The following is a 19,357-nucleotide window of genomic DNA, read 5'->3' as shown; positions in this document are numbered from 1 at the left end:
GGTGTCAACTCGACAATGAGGTGAACAGGTTGGTGGTCTCGCTCATGTTCTGCTGCAGCGACTGGAGCTGCGTGAACTGCGCGAGGTACCGCGAATACAGGTTGTCGTACTGGGTATCGAGCCGGGACTGGCGCGAGGTGAGGGCTTTCTGCGTGGAGGACACCGAGTCCTGCCGCTGCTTGATCTGGCCGCTGGCGCTGTTGGTCCACTGGTCGATGTACTTGTCCAGCGCGCCGAACAGCCCGCTGGGCGCGGTGCTGCTGGAGCTGCCCAGCACCGTGTCCAGCCCGGTGGGATTGGCCGCCAGCGCCTTCTCCAGCTTGGCCTGGTCCAGCTGCATGCTGCCGTTGCGGTCCAGCGTGATGCCGAAGTCGGACAGCTTCAGGCCGCCCACTTCCTGGCGCACCAGCGCGCCCAGGCGGCCGACCATCGAGCGCACGCTGGCATCGCTGGCGAAGGCACCGGCGGCGGCGCCGGTGTCCTTGTTGGCGGTGCGGGTCAGCTCGCCCAGGCTGCCGCGCAGCGCGTTGTAGGCATCGACGAAGCTGCGCACGTTGCTGGCGGTGCCGCCGGCGTCGTTGCTCACCGTCAGCGTCACCGGGGCGTCACCGGGCGCCATGGCCTTGGTGAAGTTGATCGACACGCCCTGCACCGCGGTGAAGGTGTTGGAAGCCTGCTGCAGCTGCACGCCGGTGCCTTGGGCGCCCAGCCAGACGATGGCGTCCTGCGCGCCCACCAGCGTGTTGCCGCTGGCCAGCTTGGCCTTCAGCGCGCCGTCGGTCAGGCCGCTGGTGTCCAGCGTCACCGCGCCGCCCGCACCCGACTTGCCCGACGACAGCACCAGCTGCGTGGCGCCACCGGCGGTGATGACGCTGGCGGTCACGCTGCCCTTGTTGTCGGCATCGTTGTTGATGGCGCGCGCCAGCTCGGCCGGCGACAGCAGGCCGCTGGCGTCGCTGTCGGCGCCGGCAAAGCTCACGTTGAAGCTGGTGCCGTCGGCCAGCGAGAAGCCCAGCGTGCCGGTCTCCGCGGCATCGGCCACGTTGGCATAGGCCACCTGGTGCGTGGTGGCCAGCTGCTGCACGAAGAACGAGTAGGTGCCCGGCTGCGCCGTGGCCGAGGCGGTGGCCGTGCCATGGGTGGTGCTGTCGAAGCTGGCCGCGTACTTGATCACGCTCTTCTTGGTCGACAGGCTGGCCATCGCCGTGTCGAAGGCCATGAGCGACGAACGCATCTTGGTCAGCGCCGCCGAGGTGGCCGTGGCCGCCTTGGTCTTGTTGCTGAGCTGCGTCTGCGCGCCCTGGGTATAGGCGGTGGCCAGTTGCTGGGCGATGGTGGCGGGATCGAAACCGGTGGTCACAGGGCACTCCTCGAAAGCGTGGTGGTCCTGAGGTCAAGGCGACCGCAGGCGACCCGCGCTGAAATGCAAGGCCGGGCGGACATCACGCGCGCCCCCGCAGCCACACCTGGGCGGCCAGGTCGTCCGACAGCTTCTGGTCGCGCACGCCCTGGGCGCGCAGCAGCGCCAGCGACTGCTTCTCGACCACCTGGCGCAGCACCTCGTGGCCGCGCGCGGCCTGGTGCAGCGCCTGCTGGGCCACGGCCATCTGCGCCTCGTGCGCGGCCAGGTCGTTGGCATGGGCCGCGGTCATCGCCAGCAGCGACTGCTTGTAGGCGCTGCTGTTCATCGCCAGCGCCGCGCTGGCCTTGCCGGAGGGCAGGCCGGTATCGGCGTCGCGGCACAGGGCACGCATGCGCTCCAGGTTGCTCAGGTAGCGCTGGCGCACGGCTTCGCGGGCGGCGAAGTCGCTGGTCAGGCGGTCCACTTCCTTTTCCCGCAGCTCGACCAGGCGGTCCAGCGGAATCGGCTTGGATGAACTCATGCCACCACCTCGCCCAGCTGGGCCACGCTGTCGGCCAGCGGCGCGGCTTCACGCACGCCCTGGTGCAGGAACTGCTCGATGCGCGGCCAGGCATTCACCGCGCGGTCGGTCACCGGATCCGCGCCGGGCACGTAGGCGCCCAGCGGCAGCAGGTCGCGCACCTGCGCATGGCGGGCCACCATGGCCTTCAGCGCCCGCGCGGCCAGCTGGTGTTCATGCGTGGTCACCAGCGCCATGCAGCGGCTGATGGACTGCGCGATGTCGATGGCGGGGTAGTGGCCGCGCTCGGCCAGCTCGCGCGACAGCACGATGTGGCCGTCGAGGATGGCGCGTGCGGTGTCCACCACCGGGTCCTGCTGGTCGTCGCCTTCGGCCAGCACGGTGTAGATGGCGCTCATGCTGCCTTCGGCGTTCTCGCCGTTGCCGGCGCTTTCCACCAACTGCGGCAGCATGCTGAAGACGCTGGGCGGATAGCCGCGCGTGGCCGGCGGCTCGCCCAGGGCCAGCGCCACCTCGCGGCGGGCCATGGCATAGCGGGTGAGCGAATCCACCAGCAGCAGCACGTCCTGGCCCTGGTCGCGGAAGTGGGCGGCGATGGCATGGCACAGCTCGGTGGCGCGCACCCGCATCAGCGGCGATTCGTCGGCCGGGGCCACCACCACCACGGCGCGGGCCAGGCCGGCCTCGCCCAGCGAGAGGTCGATGAACTCGCGCACCTCGCGGCCGCGTTCGCCGATCAGGCCCACCACCACCACGTCGGCCACGGTCTGGCGGGTGATCAGGCCCAGCAGCACGCTCTTGCCCACGCCGCTGCCGGCCATCAGGCCCACGCGCTGGCCCTTGCCCAGCGTGAGCATGCCGTTGATGGCGCGCACGCCGACGTCCAGCGGCTCGTCCACCGGGCGCTTCTTCAGCGGATTCACACGCGGCGGCTGCGTTTCCAGCACATGGTCGCCGCCCAGGCGGCCGAGGCCGTCCACCGGCTCGCCCAGGCCGTTGACGATGCGGCCCAGCCATTGCGGGCCGATCTGCAGCGCGCTCTGGTCGGGCTGCGGCAGCACGCGGGCACCGGTGCACAGGCCTTCGGGCTGCTTGAAGGGCATCAGGTAGGAGACGTCCTCGCGGAAGCCGATCACCTGCGCGTCGATCCAGCCGCCGTTGCCGGTCTCGATGCTGCAGCGCTGGCCGGTGCGCAGTGCGCAGCCGACGCTTTCCAGCAGCAGGCCGGAGGCGCCGACCAGCCGGCCGGTGGGCGTGGCCACCGGCACGCTGCCCAGCTGCACCTGGCGGAGCGCGGCACCGATCATGCGGTCACCTCTTGCGTGGCGGCGGCCTTGCGGCGGCTGGCCGGGGCCTTGGCGGCCGGCTTGTCGGCCGCGGCTTCAGCAGGCTTGGCGGCGGGGGCCTTGGCAGTGGCCTTGGCCGCGGACTTGGCGGCCGGCTTGGCCACGGTGGCCGGTGCGGCGGCAACGGGTGCCTCGGCTTGCGGCTCGGCAGCGGGTTTCTTGCGCGCGGCGGGCGCCGGCTTCTCGGCGGGCGCCGGGGCGGGCGCGATCGGGTCGGCAGGCGCGGCCACCGGCGCGGCTTCGGCAGGCACTGCCGGTGCGGCGACTGGCGCGGGTGCAGGTGCAGGTGCAGGTGCAGGTGCAGGTGCAGCCACGGCCGGTGCAGGTGCAGGTGCAGGTGCAGGTGCAGGTGCGGCCACGGCCGGTGCCGGCTCGGCCCCGGCCGGCGCGGGGTTGTCGATCAATTGCGAGCGCACCTGGTCCATGCAGGCGGCCAGGCGCTGGCGGCAGCCGGCATCGGCTTCGCGGCGGCCGGCCTTCACGCGGCATTCGCCGGCGTCCAGCGTGGCATCGGGCACCAGCGTCCAGCGGCTGGCGCGGTCCGGGTCCACGTCGCGGATGCGCTGCAGGTCCTCGGGATTCAGGTGCACTTCCACCTTCTCGTGCGGCGGCGGCATGGTGGCCAGGGTCTCGTCCACCAGGTGCAGCAGCTGCACCGGCTGCAGCGCCAGCTCGCAGCGGATCACCTGGCGGGCCACGCGGGCCACCAGGTCCACCACCTCCTCGCGCATCGCGGCCTGGTAGTCGGCCTGCGCCTGCTGCAGCGCGGCCAGCACTGCGTCCACCGGGCCGGCCAGCTTGTCGAAGCGGGCGGCGGCCTCGCGCCGGCCTTCCTGCACGCCGATGCGGCGGCCTTCGTCGCGGCCGATGGCCTGGCCGTCGTCGCGGCCACGCTGCAGGCCCTGGTCATAACCTTCGCGGTAGCCGAGCTGCTGGCCATGCTGGAAGCCCTCGGCCAGCGAGGCCTGCGCGTCTGGCGAGTAGCCATGCGACTCGCCGATGGCCTTGGCCACGTTGACCTTCGCCAACGGCGGAAACCGATGCGGCCGGATCATGCTCATCATTCCACCGTCGCCTCGGCGAACAGCTGGATCTCGATCTCGCCGTCGTCCACCAGCGCCTTGACCTGGGCCATGATCTCCTGGCGGGTCTGCTCGACGCGGGACAGCGGCACCGGGCCGCTGCGGCGCATCGTGTCCTCGAAGGCCTGCGCCTGGCGCTTGGGCATGGTCTGCAGGATGGCGTCGCGCACGGCCTGCTCGGCGCCCTTGAGCGCGATGGCCCACTGCTCCAGCGGCACCGCCTCGATGATCTTCAGCAGGTTGGGCTCGCTCTGGCGGCCCAGCACGCCGAAGTCGTACATGCTGATCTCCAGTTCCTGCATCACCTCGGGGTCGTGGGCGCGCAGCAGCTCCACCATCTGCTGGCGGTTGCCGGGCAGGCGGTTGAGGATCTCGGCGGCCTGGCGGATGCCTTCCACGCTGGTGCTCTGGGTGCTCAGCGTGTCCAGGCAGCGGTCCACCAGCAGGTCGAGCTCGGTCAGCAGCTCGCGGTCGATCTCCTTCAGCCGGGCCACGTTCAGCAGCACCAGGTCACGGCCTTCGGCGGGCAGCGCATCGATCACGCCGCCGGCCATGGTGCTCGGCAGGAAGGCGAGGAACACCGCCTGCATGCGCACATGCTCGTTGGCGATCTGGTCGGCCAGCCACTTGGGCGAGGCCCACTGCAGCCGCGCCATCTTCGGGCGGATGGCATCGCCATAGATGCTGTTGAGCACGCTGCTGGCGATCTCGCGGCCCAGCGCCAGGTCCAGCGAGCGCTGCAGGTAGCTGCGCGAGGCGCCGTGCACGCCGCTTTGCTCGCGGTAGTCCTCGAAGAAGTGCTGGATGGAATGCTTGACCGATTCCACCTTGATGCCGCTCATGCGCGACATGACCTGCGTGACCTCCAGCAGCTCCTCGCGCGACAGGCAGCGCAGCACGGCCGCGGCCGGCTCCTCACCCATGCTCAGCAGGACGATGGCGGCCTGCTCGACCGGGCTCAGGCTGCCGCCTTCAAGCGGGTTGTTCTGCTCGCTCATTCTTCTGCACCCACTGTTTGACGACTTCGGCGACCCGTTCCGGCTCCTTGCCGGCCAGGACCTTCAGGTGATCGACCAGCACGTCCACCGGCGAGCCGGGTGGCGGCAGGTCGTAGTTCTCCAGCAGCGGCCGCACGGACATCTCGCCCGGTGCGCCGCCCGCGGCCGCGGCCATGGCGGCGGCGGTGGCGGCAACCTGCGCGGCACCCGGCAGCGCGGCCTCCGCACCACCCGGCTTGGGCAGCGCGGCCAGGCCGGCGGCGCCGGACGAACCCAGCGCCGAAGGCCGGTCGGTGGTGGCCGGCAGGGCCTGCGGCGCCGGCGGGATCTGCGTCACCGGCGTGATGCCGGCGGGGCCGAAGCGGTGCGCCATCAGCTTCATCAGCGGACGCACGATCAGCAGGAAGCCCAGCAGGGCGGCCACGGCATAGCCCACGTAGCCGGTGATGTCGACGATGTTGTCGCGCTGCTGCCACCAGGGCTCGGGCGCCGGCCGTGCGGGGAAGGGCAGGGCCGAGACCACCAGCGTGTCGCCGCGCTCGGCGTTGATGCCCAGGCCGCTGCGCAGCATCTTCTCCACGCCGGCGATCTCCTCGGGCGTCCAGCTGCCCTTGCCGCTGGGCGCGGCCGCGGTGTTCAGCACCACCGCCACGTTCAGCTTGGCCAGGCGGCCGCGGCTGCGCTTGATCTGGGTGATGTTGCGGTCGTAGGCGTACTGGCGGGTGGTCGCGTTCTTGCTCGCCGTGCCGGCATCGGCCGGCTGCGAGGCCGCCACCGCCACCGGCCGGTTGCTCAGGGAGCCCGGCACGCCCAGGGCCACGCCGTCGCGGTCCATCTCCTGGCGCATGGCCTCGTTGGTCACCTTGGGCGTGGCGCCGTAGGTCTCGTGCGTTTCCTGGATGCGGTCGTTGTCGACCTGCGCGGTGACGCTCGTCTTGTAGTTGTCCTCGCCCAGCACCGGCGCCAGCAGGTCGCGCACGTTGCGGCGGGCGTCGTCGCTGAAGCGCTTGGCCGCATCGTTCATCTGCGCGGTGCCGTCCACGGCATCGGCCAGGTCCACGCGGGCCGACAGCAGGTTGCCGGCCTGGTCCACCAGGCTCACGCGTGCCGGCTCCAGGCTGGCCACGCTGCCGGCCACCAGGTTGATGGCCGCGGCGATCTGCTCATGGCTCAGGGTGCGGCCGGGCTTGAGCGCCACCACCACCGAGGCCGAGCTCTTCTCGCCGTCGCTCACCACGAAGGACGACGACTTGGCGATCGACAGGTGCACCCGGGCCGAGTCCACCGCGTCGAAGGTCATGATGCTTTGCGCCAGCTCGCCTTCCAGGCCGCGGCGGAAGCGAACGTCCTGCACGAACTGGCTCACGCCCAGCGGGTCGTTCTTGTCCATCAGCTCCAGGCCGGTGGGCAGCTTGGCCGTCACGCCCTTGGAGGCCAGCAGCATGCGCACCTTGCCCAGCTGGGCCTCGGGCACCAGCACCTGGCCGCTGTCGGGATGGATGCGGTACGCCACGCCCTCGGCGTCCAGCACGGCCATCATGTCGGCGGCGGCGATCTTCTCGCGGGCACCGAACACGGCCTTGTAGCCGGCCTGGTCGCGCCACAGGAACATCAGCACCGCCAGCGTGACGCCGACGGCCAGCGTGATGATCGGGCCCAGGCTCTTGACGAGGCCGGGCGGCAGGGCGCCGCCGGAGCTGAGGCGGGCGAGGACGGGCTTGAGCGTGGTGATCACGGGGTGCGGGCGGTGAGGGTGCGGTCAGCGGCGGCGGGGGCCATCGGCGGCTACAGCTGCAGCTTGATCAGCTCGTCGAAGGCGCCGACCACCTTGTTGCGCACCTGCATGAGCATCGAGAACGACAGGCTCGCCTGCTGGCTGGCCAGCATGGCACCCACCAGGTCGTCGCTGCGGCCGGCGTCCACGTCGGCCACCTGGGCCGAGGCGGCCTTGTCGCGTTCGTCCACGGCCTGCAGCACCTGCTTAAAGCCGGCCACGAAACCGTCGCCTTGTGATGAGGACGCGGCATCGAATCCGTCGTCCACCGGCGCGGCGGGCTGGACGGGGGCGGCCGGCGCCAGCCGCTCGACGTCGCCGGCGATGCGGGCCAGGTCCGCCTGGATCGAGAGCAGTGCAGAAGACATCGGGGAGGGTTCCTTGGCGTCAGGCCATGCAGCAGCGCAACTCGCCGCAAGCGGCGTGCTGTACTTCGGGGATAGGGTGTGACTTCCTTTGCGCTATCGACAGCCGCCCGGCCGACTTGAGGCGGATGCCACCGCCGCGCCGGTGTGGCCGATATTCGCCTGCCGGCCCGCCGCCGATATCCAACGGGGTATTTCGATACTCGCAGTCGGTTTCATGGCAATGGGCAGAGGGGATTTTCGGGCGGAAGTGCGCAAGGGAATTTGAAGCGTTGTCGAGCCCAAATGTTACGCAGGCCCCCCGATTGGGGCAAACCCGAGAAGGCACCGAACCACCCGGCTTTTGCGCGCTTAGGTCGGGCATGCGGCGGCCGGGGCGGGCGGCGCAGTCAGGCGGTGGGCAGGCGGGCATGGCGGCGTGGTGGGAGTGGGCGGGCACCCAGCGCAAGCCGCGCACGAAAGCAGGTCTCCGGCCCGTGCGGCGCACGTTCCGGACAGCCGGGTCGCCTCGCGGCGCCGCGCATGCGGCACTCGGAAGGCACCACGCGCCGATGGCGTGGCAGGTCCCGTCTGGCGGCCCCGCTGTCATGGCCCGGCGCGATGCGCCAGGTGGTAGACCGGAAGCTTTGCGACCCCGACTTTCGTACGGGTGTGCCCTGAGTTGCGGCCGATGCTAGGGGCCGCCCCCGCCGGCGCGCAACCGCTGCCAGCCATGTTGCGCTGCAACGTGTGCATGAATGCACTGCATCGGCCGCCGCCTGGCGCACGGCCGCTGACATATTGCCGTCATCAATGTGCGTGGAGCGCGCGCATATTGGAGAACCAAGCCGGCGGGATTTGGATGGCAGCCTGCATTGCAGCGGTGTCGGCTGCTTTTCCCCGGCATATCCGGCGTTTGCGGCGGGGCCCGATTCCTAGAATGAAACGGACAACCCGCCCCTGCCAGCGCCCATGACCGCATCCCTTCCCACCCGCCCCGCCGAGCCGCCCATGGTGCTCGACGCCGGCACGCTCGGCCGCCCGGTGCACCTGCTGGCGCAGTTCAGCAAGCAGCTGCGCGAGGACCTGGCCGAGCTGCTGCGGCTGCGCCTGAACGTGCGCTACCGCGCCCGCTTCGAGGTGTCCCAGGTGGCGATGCGCCGGCTGGACACCCGGGCGCACGAGGCCGGCTGGCTCAGCTTCGGTGCAGACGCCGGCGAGATCGCCTGCGCCATCGACCGCGGCGTGCTGATGAGCGTGCTGGCCTACCGCTATGGCCTGCGCACGCCGCCGGCGGAGCAGCCCGGCGCCGAGGCCCCGCGCGAGACGGCCACCGAGGAACGCCTGGCCGCACTGCTGGGCCAGCAGTTCGTCGAGCTGCTGGCCGGCCGCATCGAGGCCGGCCCTGGCGCGCCGCTGCCGCAGCGCCCGCTGCCCTTCAAGCCCATCGGCCGCCTGCCGCCGGCGCGCGGCTGCTGGCTGCTGGAAGCCCAGGTGGTGGAGCACAGCCACGGCAGCCAGGGCCGCATCAGCCTGGCCATCGGCGATGGCTGGATGAACCGCCTGTGGCACCAGCTGACGCCGCTGCGCGCCAAGGCCGGCGAGCAGCTGGAGCAGGCCGCGCCGCTGCCCACCCGCCTGACGCTCACGCTGGTGGCCCGGCTGCTGCAGAAGGACATTCCGCTGGGCCAGCTGGCCGACCTGCATGTGGGCGACGTGATACCGATCAGCCTGGGCACCACCGACGTGCTCATCGACGACTCCCGGCTCTTCACCGCGACCGTCGCCGAGCACCAGGGCAAGCTGTGCCTGACCTCTTTTGCCGATGTGGACTGACCCCATGGACATGACTGACAAGAGCGCCCTCGACGACCTGCTGGCCGGCGTGCCCGAAGGCCTGGACGAGGCCGACCTGAACACCCCCACCAGCCCCGCCCGGCCGCGCCGCAACATCCCGCAGATGATGCGCAAGATCCCCGTCACGCTCACGCTGGAGGTGGGTTCGGCCCGCGTTTCGCTGCAGGAGCTGATGGACATCCAGACCGACAGCGTGGTGCCGCTGGACACCCTGGCCGGCGAGCCGCTGGTCATCAAGGTCAATGGCACGCCGGTGGGCCGCGCCGAGGTGGTGGTGGCCGGCGAGAAGTACGGCCTCAAGGTGGTCGAGCTGGCCGGCCTCGACCTCGATTCGCTGGAAACCTGATCCCCGCGATGAACATGCAACGCGCGGTTCGATCAGCCGCCGCGGGCGCAGCCTTGCTGTCGCTCGCCTGGGTGGCCGGCCCCGCATCGGCGGCCGAGGGCATCCCGCTGTTCGGCACCAGCACCGGCGGCGTCGCCACCGAGTTCACGGTGAAGACGCAGGTGCTCATCATCATGACGCTGCTGGGGCTGCTGCCCTCGCTGGTGCTGATGATGACGAGCTTCACCCGCTTCGTGATCGTGCTGTCGCTGCTGCGACAGGCGCTGGGACTGCAGCAGGGCCTGCCCAACCGCATCATCACCGGCATCGCGCTCATCCTCACCATGCTGGTGATGCGCCCGGTGGGCGAGCAGGTGTGGACCGACGCCTTCGTGCCCTACGACCAGGACAAGCTCACGCTGCAGCAGGCGCTGCTGGCAGCCGATGCGCCGGTCTCGCGCTTCATGCTGGCGCAGACCAGCAAGACCGCGCTGGCCCAGGTCTCGCGCCTGGCCGGCGAGAAGAACATCACCCGCCCCGAGGACCATGCCTTCACCGTCAAGCTGGCGGCCTTCGTGCTCAGCGAGCTGAAGACCGCCTTCCAGATCGGTTGCATGCTGTTCATCCCCTTCCTGGTGATCGACATGGTGGTGTCGTCGGTGCTGATGGCCATGGGCATGATGATGCTGTCGCCGCTGGTCATCTCGCTGCCGATGAAGCTGCTGCTGTTCGTGCTGGTGGACGGCTGGACGCTGACCGTCAACACGCTGGTCACCTCCATCCAGGCTTACTGAGGCTGCCAAATGATCACCCCCGAGATCGCCGTCGACCTGGTGAGCGAATCGCTGCAGCTGGTCACCGTGCTGGTCACGCTGCTGGTGCTGCCCGGCCTGGTGGTGGGCCTGGTGGTGGCCATGTTCCAGGCCGCCACGCAGATCAACGAACAGACGCTGAGCTTCCTGCCGCGGCTGCTGGTCACCATGCTGGCCGTGGGCTTCCTCGGCCGCTGGATGGTGGGCCGGCTGATGGACTACTGCGTGTCCATCTTCGAGCGTGCGGCCACCCTGGTCGGCTGACGCTCCGCGCAGCGCATGGAACCCGTGTTCAACCAGCTGCTGGGCCTGCTCGGCGCCTTCTGGTGGCCGTTCTGCCGCGCGATGGCGATGCTGAGCGCCGCGCCGGTGCTGGGCGAGAACATGGTGCCCATCACCGTGCGCGTGCTGCTGTCGCTGGTGCTGGCGGTGGTGCTGATGCCGATGTCCCAGCCGGCCATCGCCATCGATCCCTTCTCGCTGCACGGCGTGGTGGCCACGGTGGAGCAGGCGGTCATCGGATTCGTGCTGGGCCTGGCCTTCCACCTGACGATGAGCGCCATCATGGTGCTGGGCTTCCTCGTCTCGTCGCAGATGGGCCTGGCCATGGCGGTGATGAACGACCCGATGAACGGGCAGTCGTCCGACGTGGTGTCCAGCCTGCTGTACATGATGTGCATCCTGGTGTTCTTCGCCATCGACGGCCACCTGGTCATCACCGGCGTGCTGGGCGCCAGCTTCCAGGCCTGGCCGGTGGGCGAGGGCCTGGCCACGCTGCAGCTGCGCACGCTGCCGCTGGCAGTGGCCTGGGTGTTCTCGGCGGCACTGCTGCTGGCGCTGCCAGTGGTGTTCTCCACCATCGTGGTGCAGTTCGGTGCCGGCCTGCTCAACCGCGTGGCGCCGGCGCTCAACCTGTTCTCGCTGGGCTTTGCCATCGTCACCGTGTTCGGCCTGTTCATGCTCACCCAGGTGGTGCGCTTCGTGCCCGAGCACTACATCCGCATGACGCAGCAGGTGCTGGACCTGATCCACCGCGGCCTGCGCGCCGGCAGCTGAAGGGACACGCGCATGTCCGACAACAGCAGCGGCGACAAGACCGAGAAGCCCTCACCGCAGAAGCTGCGCAAGGCCCGGCAGGAAGGCCAGGTGCCGCGCTCGCGCGACTGGGCCACCGCGGTGGGCATCCTGGTGAGCCTGAAGGTGTTCCTGCTGCTGGTGCCGGGCTACCTGCAGGACTTCCGCGACCTGTTCGCCATGGTGTACCTGCCGCTGGACGGCCACGGCAGCCTGGACAACGCCTGGTCCAACCTCTTCATCGAGGTGTCGATGCTGTTCGGCCGCATGGTGCTGCCGCTGGCCGCGGTGCCGCTCCTGGTGGTGCTGGCCTCGCTGTTCCCCGGCGGCTGGGTGGCCACGCCCAAGAACCTGATGCCCAAGGGCAGCCGGCTGAGTCCGCTGGCCTTCGCCAAGCGGCTGTTCAGCGCCAAGCACTGGTCGGACTTCGCGGTGTCGCTGCTCAAGTGCGGCGTGGTCATCGCGGTGCTGTGGCATGTCAGCACCTCGTCCACCGCCGACTACCTGCGGCTGCAGTCGCAGACCTTCGACCAGGCGCTGATCCACGGCGCCGGCCTGATGCTGGACGGCGTGATGGCGATGGTGGTGGTGTTCGTGCTGTTCGCGCTGATCGACGTGCCGGTGCAGGCCTTCTTCTTCACCCAGCAGCAGCGCATGAGCAAGCAGGAACTGAAGGAAGAGCACAAGTCGGCCGAAGGCCGGCCCGAGGTGCGCCAGCGCATCCGCCAGATCCGCCAGCAGCTGGCCCGCCGCAGCGTGCGCGAGACGGTGCCCACCGCCGACGTGGTGATCGTCAACCCCGAGCACTATGCGGTGGCGCTGAAGTACGACGAGAACCGCGCCGAGGCCCCCTTCCTGGTGGCCAAGGGCGTGGACGAAATGGCCCTGTACATGCGCGAGGTGGCGCGTGAACACGGCGTGGAAGTGGTGCCGCTGCCGCCGCTGGCGCGCGCCATCTACAACACCAGCCAGGTGAACCAGCAGATTCCGGCGCCGCTGTACAAGGCCGTGGCCCTGGTGCTGCGCTACGTGATGCAGATACGCGCCTTCCAGGCCGGTGCGCGCCAGGCCGCGCCGGTGCTGCCCGAAGACCTCGAGATACCCGCCAAGCTGAGCGAGGTGAAGACATGAACTACCTGAACCGCATGGTGGCCGAGATGCGCCGCCACAAGATCGCCACGCCGCTGTTCCTCATGGCCTTGCTGGCCATGATCATCCTGCCGCTGTCGCCCATCGTGCTGGACGTGCTGTTCACGTTCAACATCGTGCTGGCGCTGATCGTCATCCTGGTGAGCGTGGCGGCCAAGCGGCCGCTGGACTTCAGCGTCTTCCCGACCATCATCCTCACCACCACGCTGATGCGGCTGGCGCTCAACGTGGCGTCCACCCGGGTGGTGCTGCTGCACGGCCACGAGGGCACGCATGCCGCCGGCCAGGTGATCGAGTCCTTCGGCAACGTGGTGATCGGCGGCAACTTCGTCGTCGGCCTGGTGGTGTTCATCATCCTGATGATCGTGAACTTCGTGGTCGTCACGAAGGGCGCGGAGCGCATCTCCGAGGTCTCGGCCCGCTTCACGCTGGATGCGCTGCCCGGCAAGCAGATGGCCATCGACGCCGACCTGAACGCCGGCGTCATCAACCAGGAGAAGGCCCAGGAACGCCGCCGCGAGGTGGCGATGGAGGCCGACTTCTACGGCGCGATGGATGGCGCCAGCAAGTTCGTGCGCGGCGACGCCATCGCCAGCATCCTGATCCTGATCATCAACATGATCGGTGGCGTGGCCATCGGCGCGTTGATGTACGACCTGTCGTTCGGCGATGCCTTCAAGCAATACGCGCTGCTGACCATTGGCGACGGCCTGGTGTCGCAGATCCCGGCGCTGCTGCTGTCGGCCGCCGCGGCCATCATCGTCACCCGCATCAGCGACAGCGGCGACATGGAGCAGCAGGTGGCCTCGCAGCTGCTGGCCTCGCCCGCCGTGCTGTCCAGCGCGGCCGGCGTGATGGTGCTGCTGGCCATCATCCCGGGCATGCCGTGGCTGCCGTTCCTGTCGTTCGCGGCGGCGCTGGGTTATGCGGCCTGGCGGCTGTCGAAGCTCATCGACAAGCCCAAGCCGGCCGACACCACCGCCATCCAGCAGGCGCTGGTGGCCGAGCGTCATGCCGAGATCGACTGGCAGGCGCTGCCCTTCGTGGAGCCGCTGGCCATCGCGGTGGGCTACAAGCTGGTGGGCCTGATCGACCAGGGCCAGGGCGCGCCGCTGGCCAAGCGGCTGAAGGGCGTGCGCCAGACGCTGAGCGAAAGCCTGGGCCTGCTGCTGCCGCCGCTGGGGCTGCGCGACGACCTGTCGCTCAAGCCTTCGCAGTACAGCGTGCTGCTCAGCGGCACGCCCATCGCGCAGGCCGAGGTGCATGCCGACCGGCTGATGGCCATCCCGGGGCCGCAGGTGTTCGGCGAGGTGAACGGCGCGCCCGGCATCGACCCGGCCTACGGCCTGCCGGTGACCTGGATCGTGCCCGACGACAAGGCGCATGCGCTGGGCATGGGCTACCAGGTGGTGGACCCGGCCAGCGTGGTGGCCACCCATGTGGCCAAGCTGGTGCGCGACCACCTGCCCGAGATCATCCGCCACGAGGACGTGCCCGCGCTGATGGAGCGGCTGGCCGCCCAGGCGCCCAAGCTGGCCGCGGCGCTGGAGAAGGCGCTGAACCACAGCCAGCTGCTGAAGGTGTTCCGGGTGCTGCTGGCCGAGGGCGTGAGCCTGAAGGACATCGTGCCCATCGCCACCACGCTGCTGGAGAACGCGGAGACGACGAAGGATCCCATCCTGCTGGCCGCCGAGGTGCGCTGCACGCTGCGCCGGCAGATCGTCACCGGCCTGGTCGGCCCCAGCGCGCCGATGAATGCGTTCAACCTGAGTGGCGAGCTGGAGAACCTGCTGCTGGGCGCGCTCAACCAGGCCCGCGCCGGCGGCGCCAAGGTGGCGCTCGACAACTATCCGGTGGACCCCAAGCTGCTGGGCCAGCTGCAGACCCACATGCCGATCGCCCGCGACCAGATGAAGCAACAGGCCGCCACGCCGATGCTGCTGGTGATGCCCCAAGTGCGCCCGCTACTGGCGCGCTACGCCCGCCTCTTCGCGCCGGGGCTGCACGTGCTCTCGTACAACGAGATTCCGGAGCAGCGGGAGGTGAATGTGGTGGGGTCGTTGGGGTAGGGCGGCGTCGCCTCAGACGCCGGACAAGACGGCGTCGATGGCCGACACCAGCGCGCTGGATTGCGCAGTCACGTTGTCCACCGGTCGTCGCGAGACCTTGGCGGGCAGGGGCGCGGCGTAGTGCGCCAAAGCGTGCAATCGCTGACCCTTGACGACGATGACGGGACACAGCACGGTCGGCACCTTGGCCGCAGCATCGATCTCGGAGAGCGGGATGGTCAGGCGCGTCGCAAGCGCATCGAGCAGGCCGCTCTGGACCATGACCACATACGGGATGCCGCTGGCCGCGCTGTGGCTTGGGTTCGGATAGACGTCGTACTGCGCCATCCACCGCTCACCAGGGGCGCAGGTCGGCGCCCGGGATGCCGAGCGCTTCGAAGCGGGCGTTCTGCGATGCAATCCAGTCACCGAACTCGGCGTCGAACGCCCTCTTGCGCGCGGCACGTGCAGCTTTGTCCTGGGTGGCCAGCAGCGCCTGGTAGTGCTCGGCAGAAAGGATCACGGAGGCGATCTGCCCCGCCTTCTCCACAAACACCGGCTCACGTTTGGCTTGGGCGCACAGGCTGCCGAAACGGTTCTTGGCTTCGGTGGCGGATACACGCATGGTGATGACTCCTTCAAGGAATGGCCATTTGGCCATCCGCAGCCGCGAACCGAGCTTGACGGTGGCCCGCTCGCGGCGCTGGGCCACCTATTGAAGCTAGGATCGCGGCAAGCCGGAGCCCCCATGATCACCTGCCACCTGCGCTACATCATCGATACCGACAAGCTCGACGAGTTCGAGCACTACGGCAAGCTGTGGATCCCGCTGGTGCGCAAGTTCGGCGGCGTGCACCACGGCTACCTGCTGCCTTCCGAAGGTGCCAGCAACGTGGCCTTGGCCTCGTTCAGCTTCGAGTCCTTCGCGGCTTATGAGCAGTACCGCCAGCAGTCCTTCGCCGACCCGGAATGCCAGGCGGCCTTCCGCTATGCCAAGGAGACACGCTGCTTCCTCAGCTACGAGCGCACGTTCTTCCGCCCCGTGTTCGAGTGAGCCTGTTCCACGCGACGCCCTTCAGCGCCCGTGAGCTTGCGCGCGATGACATCGGGCTGCTGCAAGCCTTCTTCGATGCGAACCCCGTGTACTTCCAGTGCGTCGGCGGGTCGCCGGCAGGCGACAACGAGGCCGCCGAGCTGTTCGACGAGCTGCCGCCGGACGGCTGGCCCTACACACGCCAATGGTTGCTCGGCTTTTTCGATGATTCGGGCGAACTGGCGGGCATGGTGGAGCTGGTGGCCGACCTGCTGGCGCCCGGGGTCTGGCATGTGGGCCTGTTCATCGTGGCCACGGCCCGCCACGGCCATGGCGATGCGCAACTCATCTGGCAGGGCCTGGCCGCCTGGATGCAGCGGCAGGGCGCGCAATGGATTCGCCTGGGAGTGGTCGAGAACAACCCGCGTGGGCTGCGCTTCTGGCGCCGCCAGGGCTTCATGCCGTTGCGCGAGCGGCAGGGCGTGGAGATCGCGGGCCGCCTGCACCGGGTGCATGTGCTGGTTCGGCCGGTGGACGGCGGGCTGATCGAGGACTACCTGGCTCTGGTGCCGCGTGATGCGCCGGAACCGGCTGGCGGGGCGGGTGCGCCGCCAGCCGGGGACTTGCCCGCCGTGTCGCTCCGGCCCGCGGAGGCCGTGGACGCGCAAGCCCTGGCCGACCTGCGGGTGCAGGCCATGCAGCCCAGCCTGGAGCGCGTCGGCCGCTTCGATCCCGAGCGGGCCAGGCAGCGCCTGCTCGCCAGCTTCGATCCGCAGTACACCCGCTGGATCGTGGCCAATGGCCAGCAGGTGGGCTTGCTGGTGCTGCGGCCGCAGGCCGACGCCTGGCTGCTCGACCACCTCTACCTGCGCCCAGCCTGTCAGGGCCAGGGCATCGGAGCCGCCGTGATGCGCCTGGTGCTGGCCGAGGTGGACGCCGCGGGCGCTGCGTTGCGGGTGGTGGCGCTGCGCGGCAGCGATGCCAACCGCTTCTATCGCCGACATGGCTTCGGGTTGGTGCATGAAGACGCGCACGACCTGTACTACCTGCGCCCGGCCGCAGCCGCCAAGCCCGCTGACCTTCGCCGGCTCGAGCCCGCCGCGGACTGATTTACCCGCAGACCAAGAACTGGGGATTGGCCGCCCGCACCGCCGGGCGCTCAATGGCCGCGTATCGACCGGAGGTCCCCGATGCATGTCCCTGCCTCTTTTCGCCGCGCCGGGCTGGCGCTGGCCGCGGCGCTGCTGCTGGCGCCGGCGGCCCGGGCCGTGGTCGTCAACATCGACGCCAGCCATGGCTTCAGCTATGACGGCGGTGGCAGCGATCCCGCGCCGCTGCCGGGCTAGCACATCAACCTGATCGGCAGCCCGGTCACCCTGTCGCTGGGCGCGGGCGACTGGCGCATCACCAACGCGGCAGGCCAGCCCGGCGCGTTGTTCGGTGCCTGGAGCTACAACGTGGGCACCTCCAGCTGGGCCTGGGCCTCCGTGGCGGCCGACGAGGCCACGCGCCAGGTGCTGTTCTATGCCGAGGCCGGCGGCGGAAGCTCCGCCGCCCAGGTGGCGGCACTGCCGCAGGTGGTCGACTTCCAGCTCGACTTCAGCCTGGCAGCGCCCACCACCGTGCTGTTCACCTTGCGCGACTACTACGTGCCCGACAACGCCGGCGGCATCTCCATCGACGTATCGCCGGTGCCGGAGCCGGCCTCGGTGGGCCTGCTGCTCGCCGGCCTGGCCTTGCTGGGCGGGCTGCAGCGCCACCGCTGCCGCAGTCGTTGAACCGTCCCGCCGGCCTCAGTGCCCGCCCACCGACCCCGTCGCCCGCCGCGGGTCGATGGCGCCGTACAGCCGGTGCTTGCCCACCGGCTTGCCGCCGAGCGACGGCGCGCCCACCAGGATGGCGGCCACGTGGTTGGCCGGCTGCGGGCCACTGAACTGGTGGCCCCAGCCTTCCAGGATCCTGCGGGTGTCCGGGCTCAGTGCGAAGGCTTCCACATTGGTTGACTCAGGCAACCATTGCTGGTGGAAGCGCGGTGCGTCCACCGCCTCCTGGATGTTCATGCCGTAGTCGATCACGTTGACGATGGTGTGCAGCACCGCAGTGATGATGCGGCTGCCGCCCGGCGTGCCCACCACCATCACCGGCTTGCCGTCCTGGGTGACGATGGTCGGGCTCATCGAGCTGAGCGGGCGCTTGCCCGGGGCGATGGCATTCGCCTCGCCCTGCACCAGGCCGTACAGGTTGGGCACGCCCACCTTGGAGGTGAAGTCGTCCATCTCGTTGTTCAACAGCACGCCGGTGCCGGCGGCCGTCACGCGGGCACCGAACCAGTCGTTCAGCGTGTAGGTGACCGACACCGCGTTGCCCCACTGGTCGACGATGCTGTAGTGCGTGGTGTTGCTGCCCTCGTGCGGCGGCACGCCCGGCTTGATCTCCCTGGAGATGCCGGCCTTGTCGGGCTGGATGGCCGCGCGGATGCGTGCCGCATAGGCCTTGTCCAGCAGCCGCTCCAGCGGGTTCTTCACGAAGTCGGGGTCGCCCAGGTAGCTGTTGCGGTCGGCATAGGCATGGCGCAGCGCCTCGATCTGCCAGTGCACCGCCTGCGCCGAGCGGAAGCCCTGCGCCTTCATCGGATAGCCCTCCAGGATGTTCAGCACCTCGCAGATCACCACGCCGCCGGAGCTGGGCGGCGGGGCGGAGACGATGCCGTAGCCGCGGTAGCTGCACTCGATGGGCTTCATCTCGCGGGTCTTGTACTGGTCCAGGTCGGCCTGGGTGATGATGCCGCCGCCGGCCCGGCTGCTGGCCACCAGGGCCGCCGCCACCGGGCCCTGGTAGAAGCCGGCCTCGCCCTGGTCCGCTACCGCCTTCAGCGTACGGGCCAGGTCGGCCTGCACCAGCTTCTGGCCGGCCTGGAAGGGTTCGCCCTGGTTCAGGAAGATGGCGGCGGTGGCCCCGTCCTTGCGGAAGTCGGCGGCCGAGGCCTGCAGCAGGTCGGCGTCGCCGGGCTGCAGCACGAAGCCGTCTTCGGCCAGCCGGATGGCTGGCGCCAGCAGCGCGGGGCGGGGCAGGGTGCCGTACTTGGCGCGGGCGTATTCCAGTCCCGAGACGGTGCCGGGCACGCCCACGGCCAGGTGGCCCTGCGTGCTCAGGCCCTTGACGACGTTGCCGTCCTTGTCCAGGTACATGTTGGCCGTGGCCGCCAGCGGCGCCTTCTCGCGGAAGTCGAGGAAGGTCTTGCGGCCGTCCGCCAGCTGCACCGTCATGAAGCCGCCGCCGCCCAGGTTGCCGGCGGCCGGGTACACCACAGCCAGCGCGTAGCCCACGGCCACGGCCGCATCCACGGCATTGCCGCCGTCCTTCAGCACGTCGACGCCGATGCGCGTGGCCAGGTGCTGCGCGGTGACCACCATGCCGTTCTCCGCGGCGACCGGCGCCAGGGAAGCGGCCTGCGCAAGGGAGGCGGTGCCGGCGCAGAAGGCCAGCGTGACGTGCAGCAGCAGCAGGCTGCGGTGGGGGCGGGGCGGGTGCATGGGATCTCCTCCTTGTCGTGGGTGCGGGCCATTCTGGAAACCGGGCGAAGCGCTGCCAAGGGTTTGTGCCGGGAACGCAACGGCCAGGATTGGCAGCAC

Annotated in this window: 21 protein-coding genes and 1 riboswitch; of the genes, 11 read left to right on the top strand and 10 right to left on the bottom strand. The window is 69.9% G+C overall.

The window, feature by feature from the left end; genetic code table 11:
* Nucleotides 1-4: 4 nt before the first annotated feature.
* The 7 genes from fliD to fliE all read right to left on the bottom strand — a co-directional run bounded on the left by fliD (nucleotide 5) and on the right by fliE (nucleotide 7,451).
* Nucleotides 5-1,360, bottom strand: coding sequence for a flagellar filament capping protein FliD (gene fliD / locus VO99_RS15895; protein ID WP_046113878.1), 1,356 nt, complete (start codon nucleotides 1,358-1,360; stop codon nucleotides 5-7).
* Nucleotides 1,361-1,442: 82 nt separating this feature from the next.
* Nucleotides 1,443-1,883, bottom strand: a complete 441-nt coding sequence (fliJ, locus tag VO99_RS15890; protein ID WP_046113877.1) for a flagellar export protein FliJ — start codon at nucleotides 1,881-1,883, stop codon at nucleotides 1,443-1,445.
* Nucleotides 1,880-3,190: a flagellar protein export ATPase FliI gene (gene fliI / locus VO99_RS15885; RefSeq protein WP_046113876.1), complete on the bottom strand. Its 1,311-nt coding sequence runs from the start codon at nucleotides 3,188-3,190 to the stop codon at nucleotides 1,880-1,882. The genes fliJ and fliI overlap by 4 nt, the downstream gene beginning before the upstream one ends.
* Nucleotides 3,187-4,284: a flagellar assembly protein FliH gene (gene fliH, locus VO99_RS31855; RefSeq protein ID WP_310733660.1), complete on the bottom strand. Its 1,098-nt coding sequence runs from the start codon at nucleotides 4,282-4,284 to the stop codon at nucleotides 3,187-3,189. The genes fliI and fliH overlap by 4 nt, the downstream gene beginning before the upstream one ends.
* Nucleotides 4,285-4,289: 5 nt before the next feature.
* Nucleotides 4,290-5,309, bottom strand: coding sequence for a flagellar motor switch protein FliG (locus VO99_RS15875; protein ID WP_046113875.1), 1,020 nt, complete (start codon nucleotides 5,307-5,309; stop codon nucleotides 4,290-4,292).
* Complete coding sequence (gene fliF / locus VO99_RS15870; RefSeq protein ID WP_046113874.1) at nucleotides 5,284-7,044, bottom strand: flagellar basal-body MS-ring/collar protein FliF; 1,761 nt, start codon at nucleotides 7,042-7,044, stop codon at nucleotides 5,284-5,286. The genes VO99_RS15875 and fliF overlap by 26 nt, the downstream gene beginning before the upstream one ends.
* A 50-nt stretch (nucleotides 7,045-7,094) precedes the next feature.
* The gene (gene fliE / locus VO99_RS15865; protein ID WP_052736382.1) at nucleotides 7,095-7,451 is read right to left on the bottom strand and encodes a flagellar hook-basal body complex protein FliE; all 357 of its coding nucleotides are present in this window, start codon (nucleotides 7,449-7,451) and stop codon (nucleotides 7,095-7,097) included.
* Between the two features lie 566 nt (nucleotides 7,452-8,017).
* Nucleotides 8,018-8,114: riboswitch (cyclic di-GMP riboswitch) on the bottom strand.
* Between the two features lie 285 nt (nucleotides 8,115-8,399).
* On the opposite strand from fliE, the gene VO99_RS15860 reads away from it, so the two are divergent.
* Genes VO99_RS15860 through VO99_RS15830 form a run of 7 tightly spaced genes read left to right on the top strand, consistent with a single transcriptional unit; the run spans nucleotide 8,400 to nucleotide 14,713 of the window.
* The gene (locus VO99_RS15860) at nucleotides 8,400-9,263 is read left to right on the top strand and encodes a FliM/FliN family flagellar motor switch protein (RefSeq protein ID WP_052736381.1); all 864 of its coding nucleotides are present in this window, start codon (nucleotides 8,400-8,402) and stop codon (nucleotides 9,261-9,263) included.
* A gap of 4 nt (nucleotides 9,264-9,267) precedes the next feature.
* Complete coding sequence (locus VO99_RS15855) at nucleotides 9,268-9,630, top strand: FliM/FliN family flagellar motor switch protein (RefSeq protein WP_083440642.1); 363 nt, start codon at nucleotides 9,268-9,270, stop codon at nucleotides 9,628-9,630.
* An 8-nt stretch (nucleotides 9,631-9,638) separates the two neighbouring features.
* On the top strand, nucleotides 9,639-10,403 hold the full coding sequence (fliP, locus tag VO99_RS15850) for a flagellar type III secretion system pore protein FliP (protein WP_046113873.1): 765 nt from the start codon (nucleotides 9,639-9,641) through the stop codon (nucleotides 10,401-10,403).
* Nucleotides 10,404-10,412: 9 nt separating this feature from the next.
* Nucleotides 10,413-10,685: a flagellar biosynthesis protein FliQ gene (fliQ, locus tag VO99_RS15845; protein ID WP_046113872.1), complete on the top strand. Its 273-nt coding sequence runs from the start codon at nucleotides 10,413-10,415 to the stop codon at nucleotides 10,683-10,685.
* A gap of 15 nt (nucleotides 10,686-10,700) precedes the next feature.
* Nucleotides 10,701-11,477, top strand: coding sequence for a flagellar biosynthetic protein FliR (gene fliR / locus VO99_RS15840; protein ID WP_046113871.1), 777 nt, complete (start codon nucleotides 10,701-10,703; stop codon nucleotides 11,475-11,477).
* Between the two features lie 12 nt (nucleotides 11,478-11,489).
* Nucleotides 11,490-12,626 carry an EscU/YscU/HrcU family type III secretion system export apparatus switch protein gene (locus tag VO99_RS15835; RefSeq protein WP_046113870.1) on the top strand — a complete coding sequence of 379 codons (1,137 nt, stop codon included), beginning with the start codon at nucleotides 11,490-11,492 and terminating at the stop codon, nucleotides 12,624-12,626.
* Complete coding sequence (locus VO99_RS15830; RefSeq protein ID WP_046113869.1) at nucleotides 12,623-14,713, top strand: flagellar biosynthesis protein FlhA; 2,091 nt, start codon at nucleotides 12,623-12,625, stop codon at nucleotides 14,711-14,713. Before VO99_RS15835 ends, VO99_RS15830 begins: the two co-directional genes overlap by 4 nt.
* Nucleotides 14,714-14,725: 12 nt before the next feature.
* Here VO99_RS15830 and VO99_RS15825 read toward each other — a convergent pair whose 3' ends face one another.
* Both VO99_RS15825 and VO99_RS15820 read right to left on the bottom strand, forming a co-directional pair.
* Complete coding sequence (locus tag VO99_RS15825; RefSeq protein WP_046113868.1) at nucleotides 14,726-15,040, bottom strand: CcdB family protein; 315 nt, start codon at nucleotides 15,038-15,040, stop codon at nucleotides 14,726-14,728.
* A 7-nt stretch (nucleotides 15,041-15,047) separates the two neighbouring features.
* The gene (locus VO99_RS15820) at nucleotides 15,048-15,404 is read right to left on the bottom strand and encodes a type II toxin-antitoxin system Phd/YefM family antitoxin (RefSeq protein ID WP_232315385.1); all 357 of its coding nucleotides are present in this window, start codon (nucleotides 15,402-15,404) and stop codon (nucleotides 15,048-15,050) included.
* A gap of 36 nt (nucleotides 15,405-15,440) precedes the next feature.
* Here VO99_RS15820 and VO99_RS15815 point away from each other — a divergent pair, with 36 nt between their 5' ends.
* The 4 genes from VO99_RS15815 (at nucleotide 15,441) to VO99_RS15800 (ending at nucleotide 17,503) form a co-directional block, all read left to right on the top strand.
* Nucleotides 15,441-15,746, top strand: coding sequence for an NIPSNAP family protein (locus VO99_RS15815; protein ID WP_046113866.1), 306 nt, complete (start codon nucleotides 15,441-15,443; stop codon nucleotides 15,744-15,746).
* Nucleotides 15,743-16,834, top strand: a complete 1,092-nt coding sequence (locus VO99_RS29555) for a GNAT family N-acetyltransferase (RefSeq protein WP_198156961.1) — start codon at nucleotides 15,743-15,745, stop codon at nucleotides 16,832-16,834. Before VO99_RS15815 ends, VO99_RS29555 begins: the two co-directional genes overlap by 4 nt.
* Nucleotides 16,835-16,915: 81 nt before the next feature.
* Nucleotides 16,916-17,071, top strand: coding sequence for a hypothetical protein (locus VO99_RS30295; protein WP_157039591.1), 156 nt, complete (start codon nucleotides 16,916-16,918; stop codon nucleotides 17,069-17,071).
* 111 nt (nucleotides 17,072-17,182) lie between these two features.
* Nucleotides 17,183-17,503: a PEP-CTERM sorting domain-containing protein gene (locus VO99_RS15800; RefSeq protein WP_198156960.1), complete on the top strand. Its 321-nt coding sequence runs from the start codon at nucleotides 17,183-17,185 to the stop codon at nucleotides 17,501-17,503.
* 15 nt (nucleotides 17,504-17,518) lie between these two features.
* On the opposite strand, the gene ggt is transcribed toward VO99_RS15800, so the two are convergent.
* Entirely contained in the window at nucleotides 17,519-19,258 is a 1,740-nt protein-coding gene (gene ggt, locus VO99_RS15795; protein ID WP_083440639.1) for a gamma-glutamyltransferase, read from the bottom strand.
* Nucleotides 19,259-19,357: the final 99 nt, after the last annotated feature.

The sequence above is a fragment of the Aquincola tertiaricarbonis genome, from assembly GCF_000969605.1.
GTDB classification, from domain to species: Bacteria; Pseudomonadota; Gammaproteobacteria; order Burkholderiales; family Burkholderiaceae_C; genus Aquincola; species Aquincola tertiaricarbonis.
The sequence above is the reverse complement of the archived record's forward strand: the minus strand, read 5'-3'. Positions and strand labels throughout refer to the sequence as shown.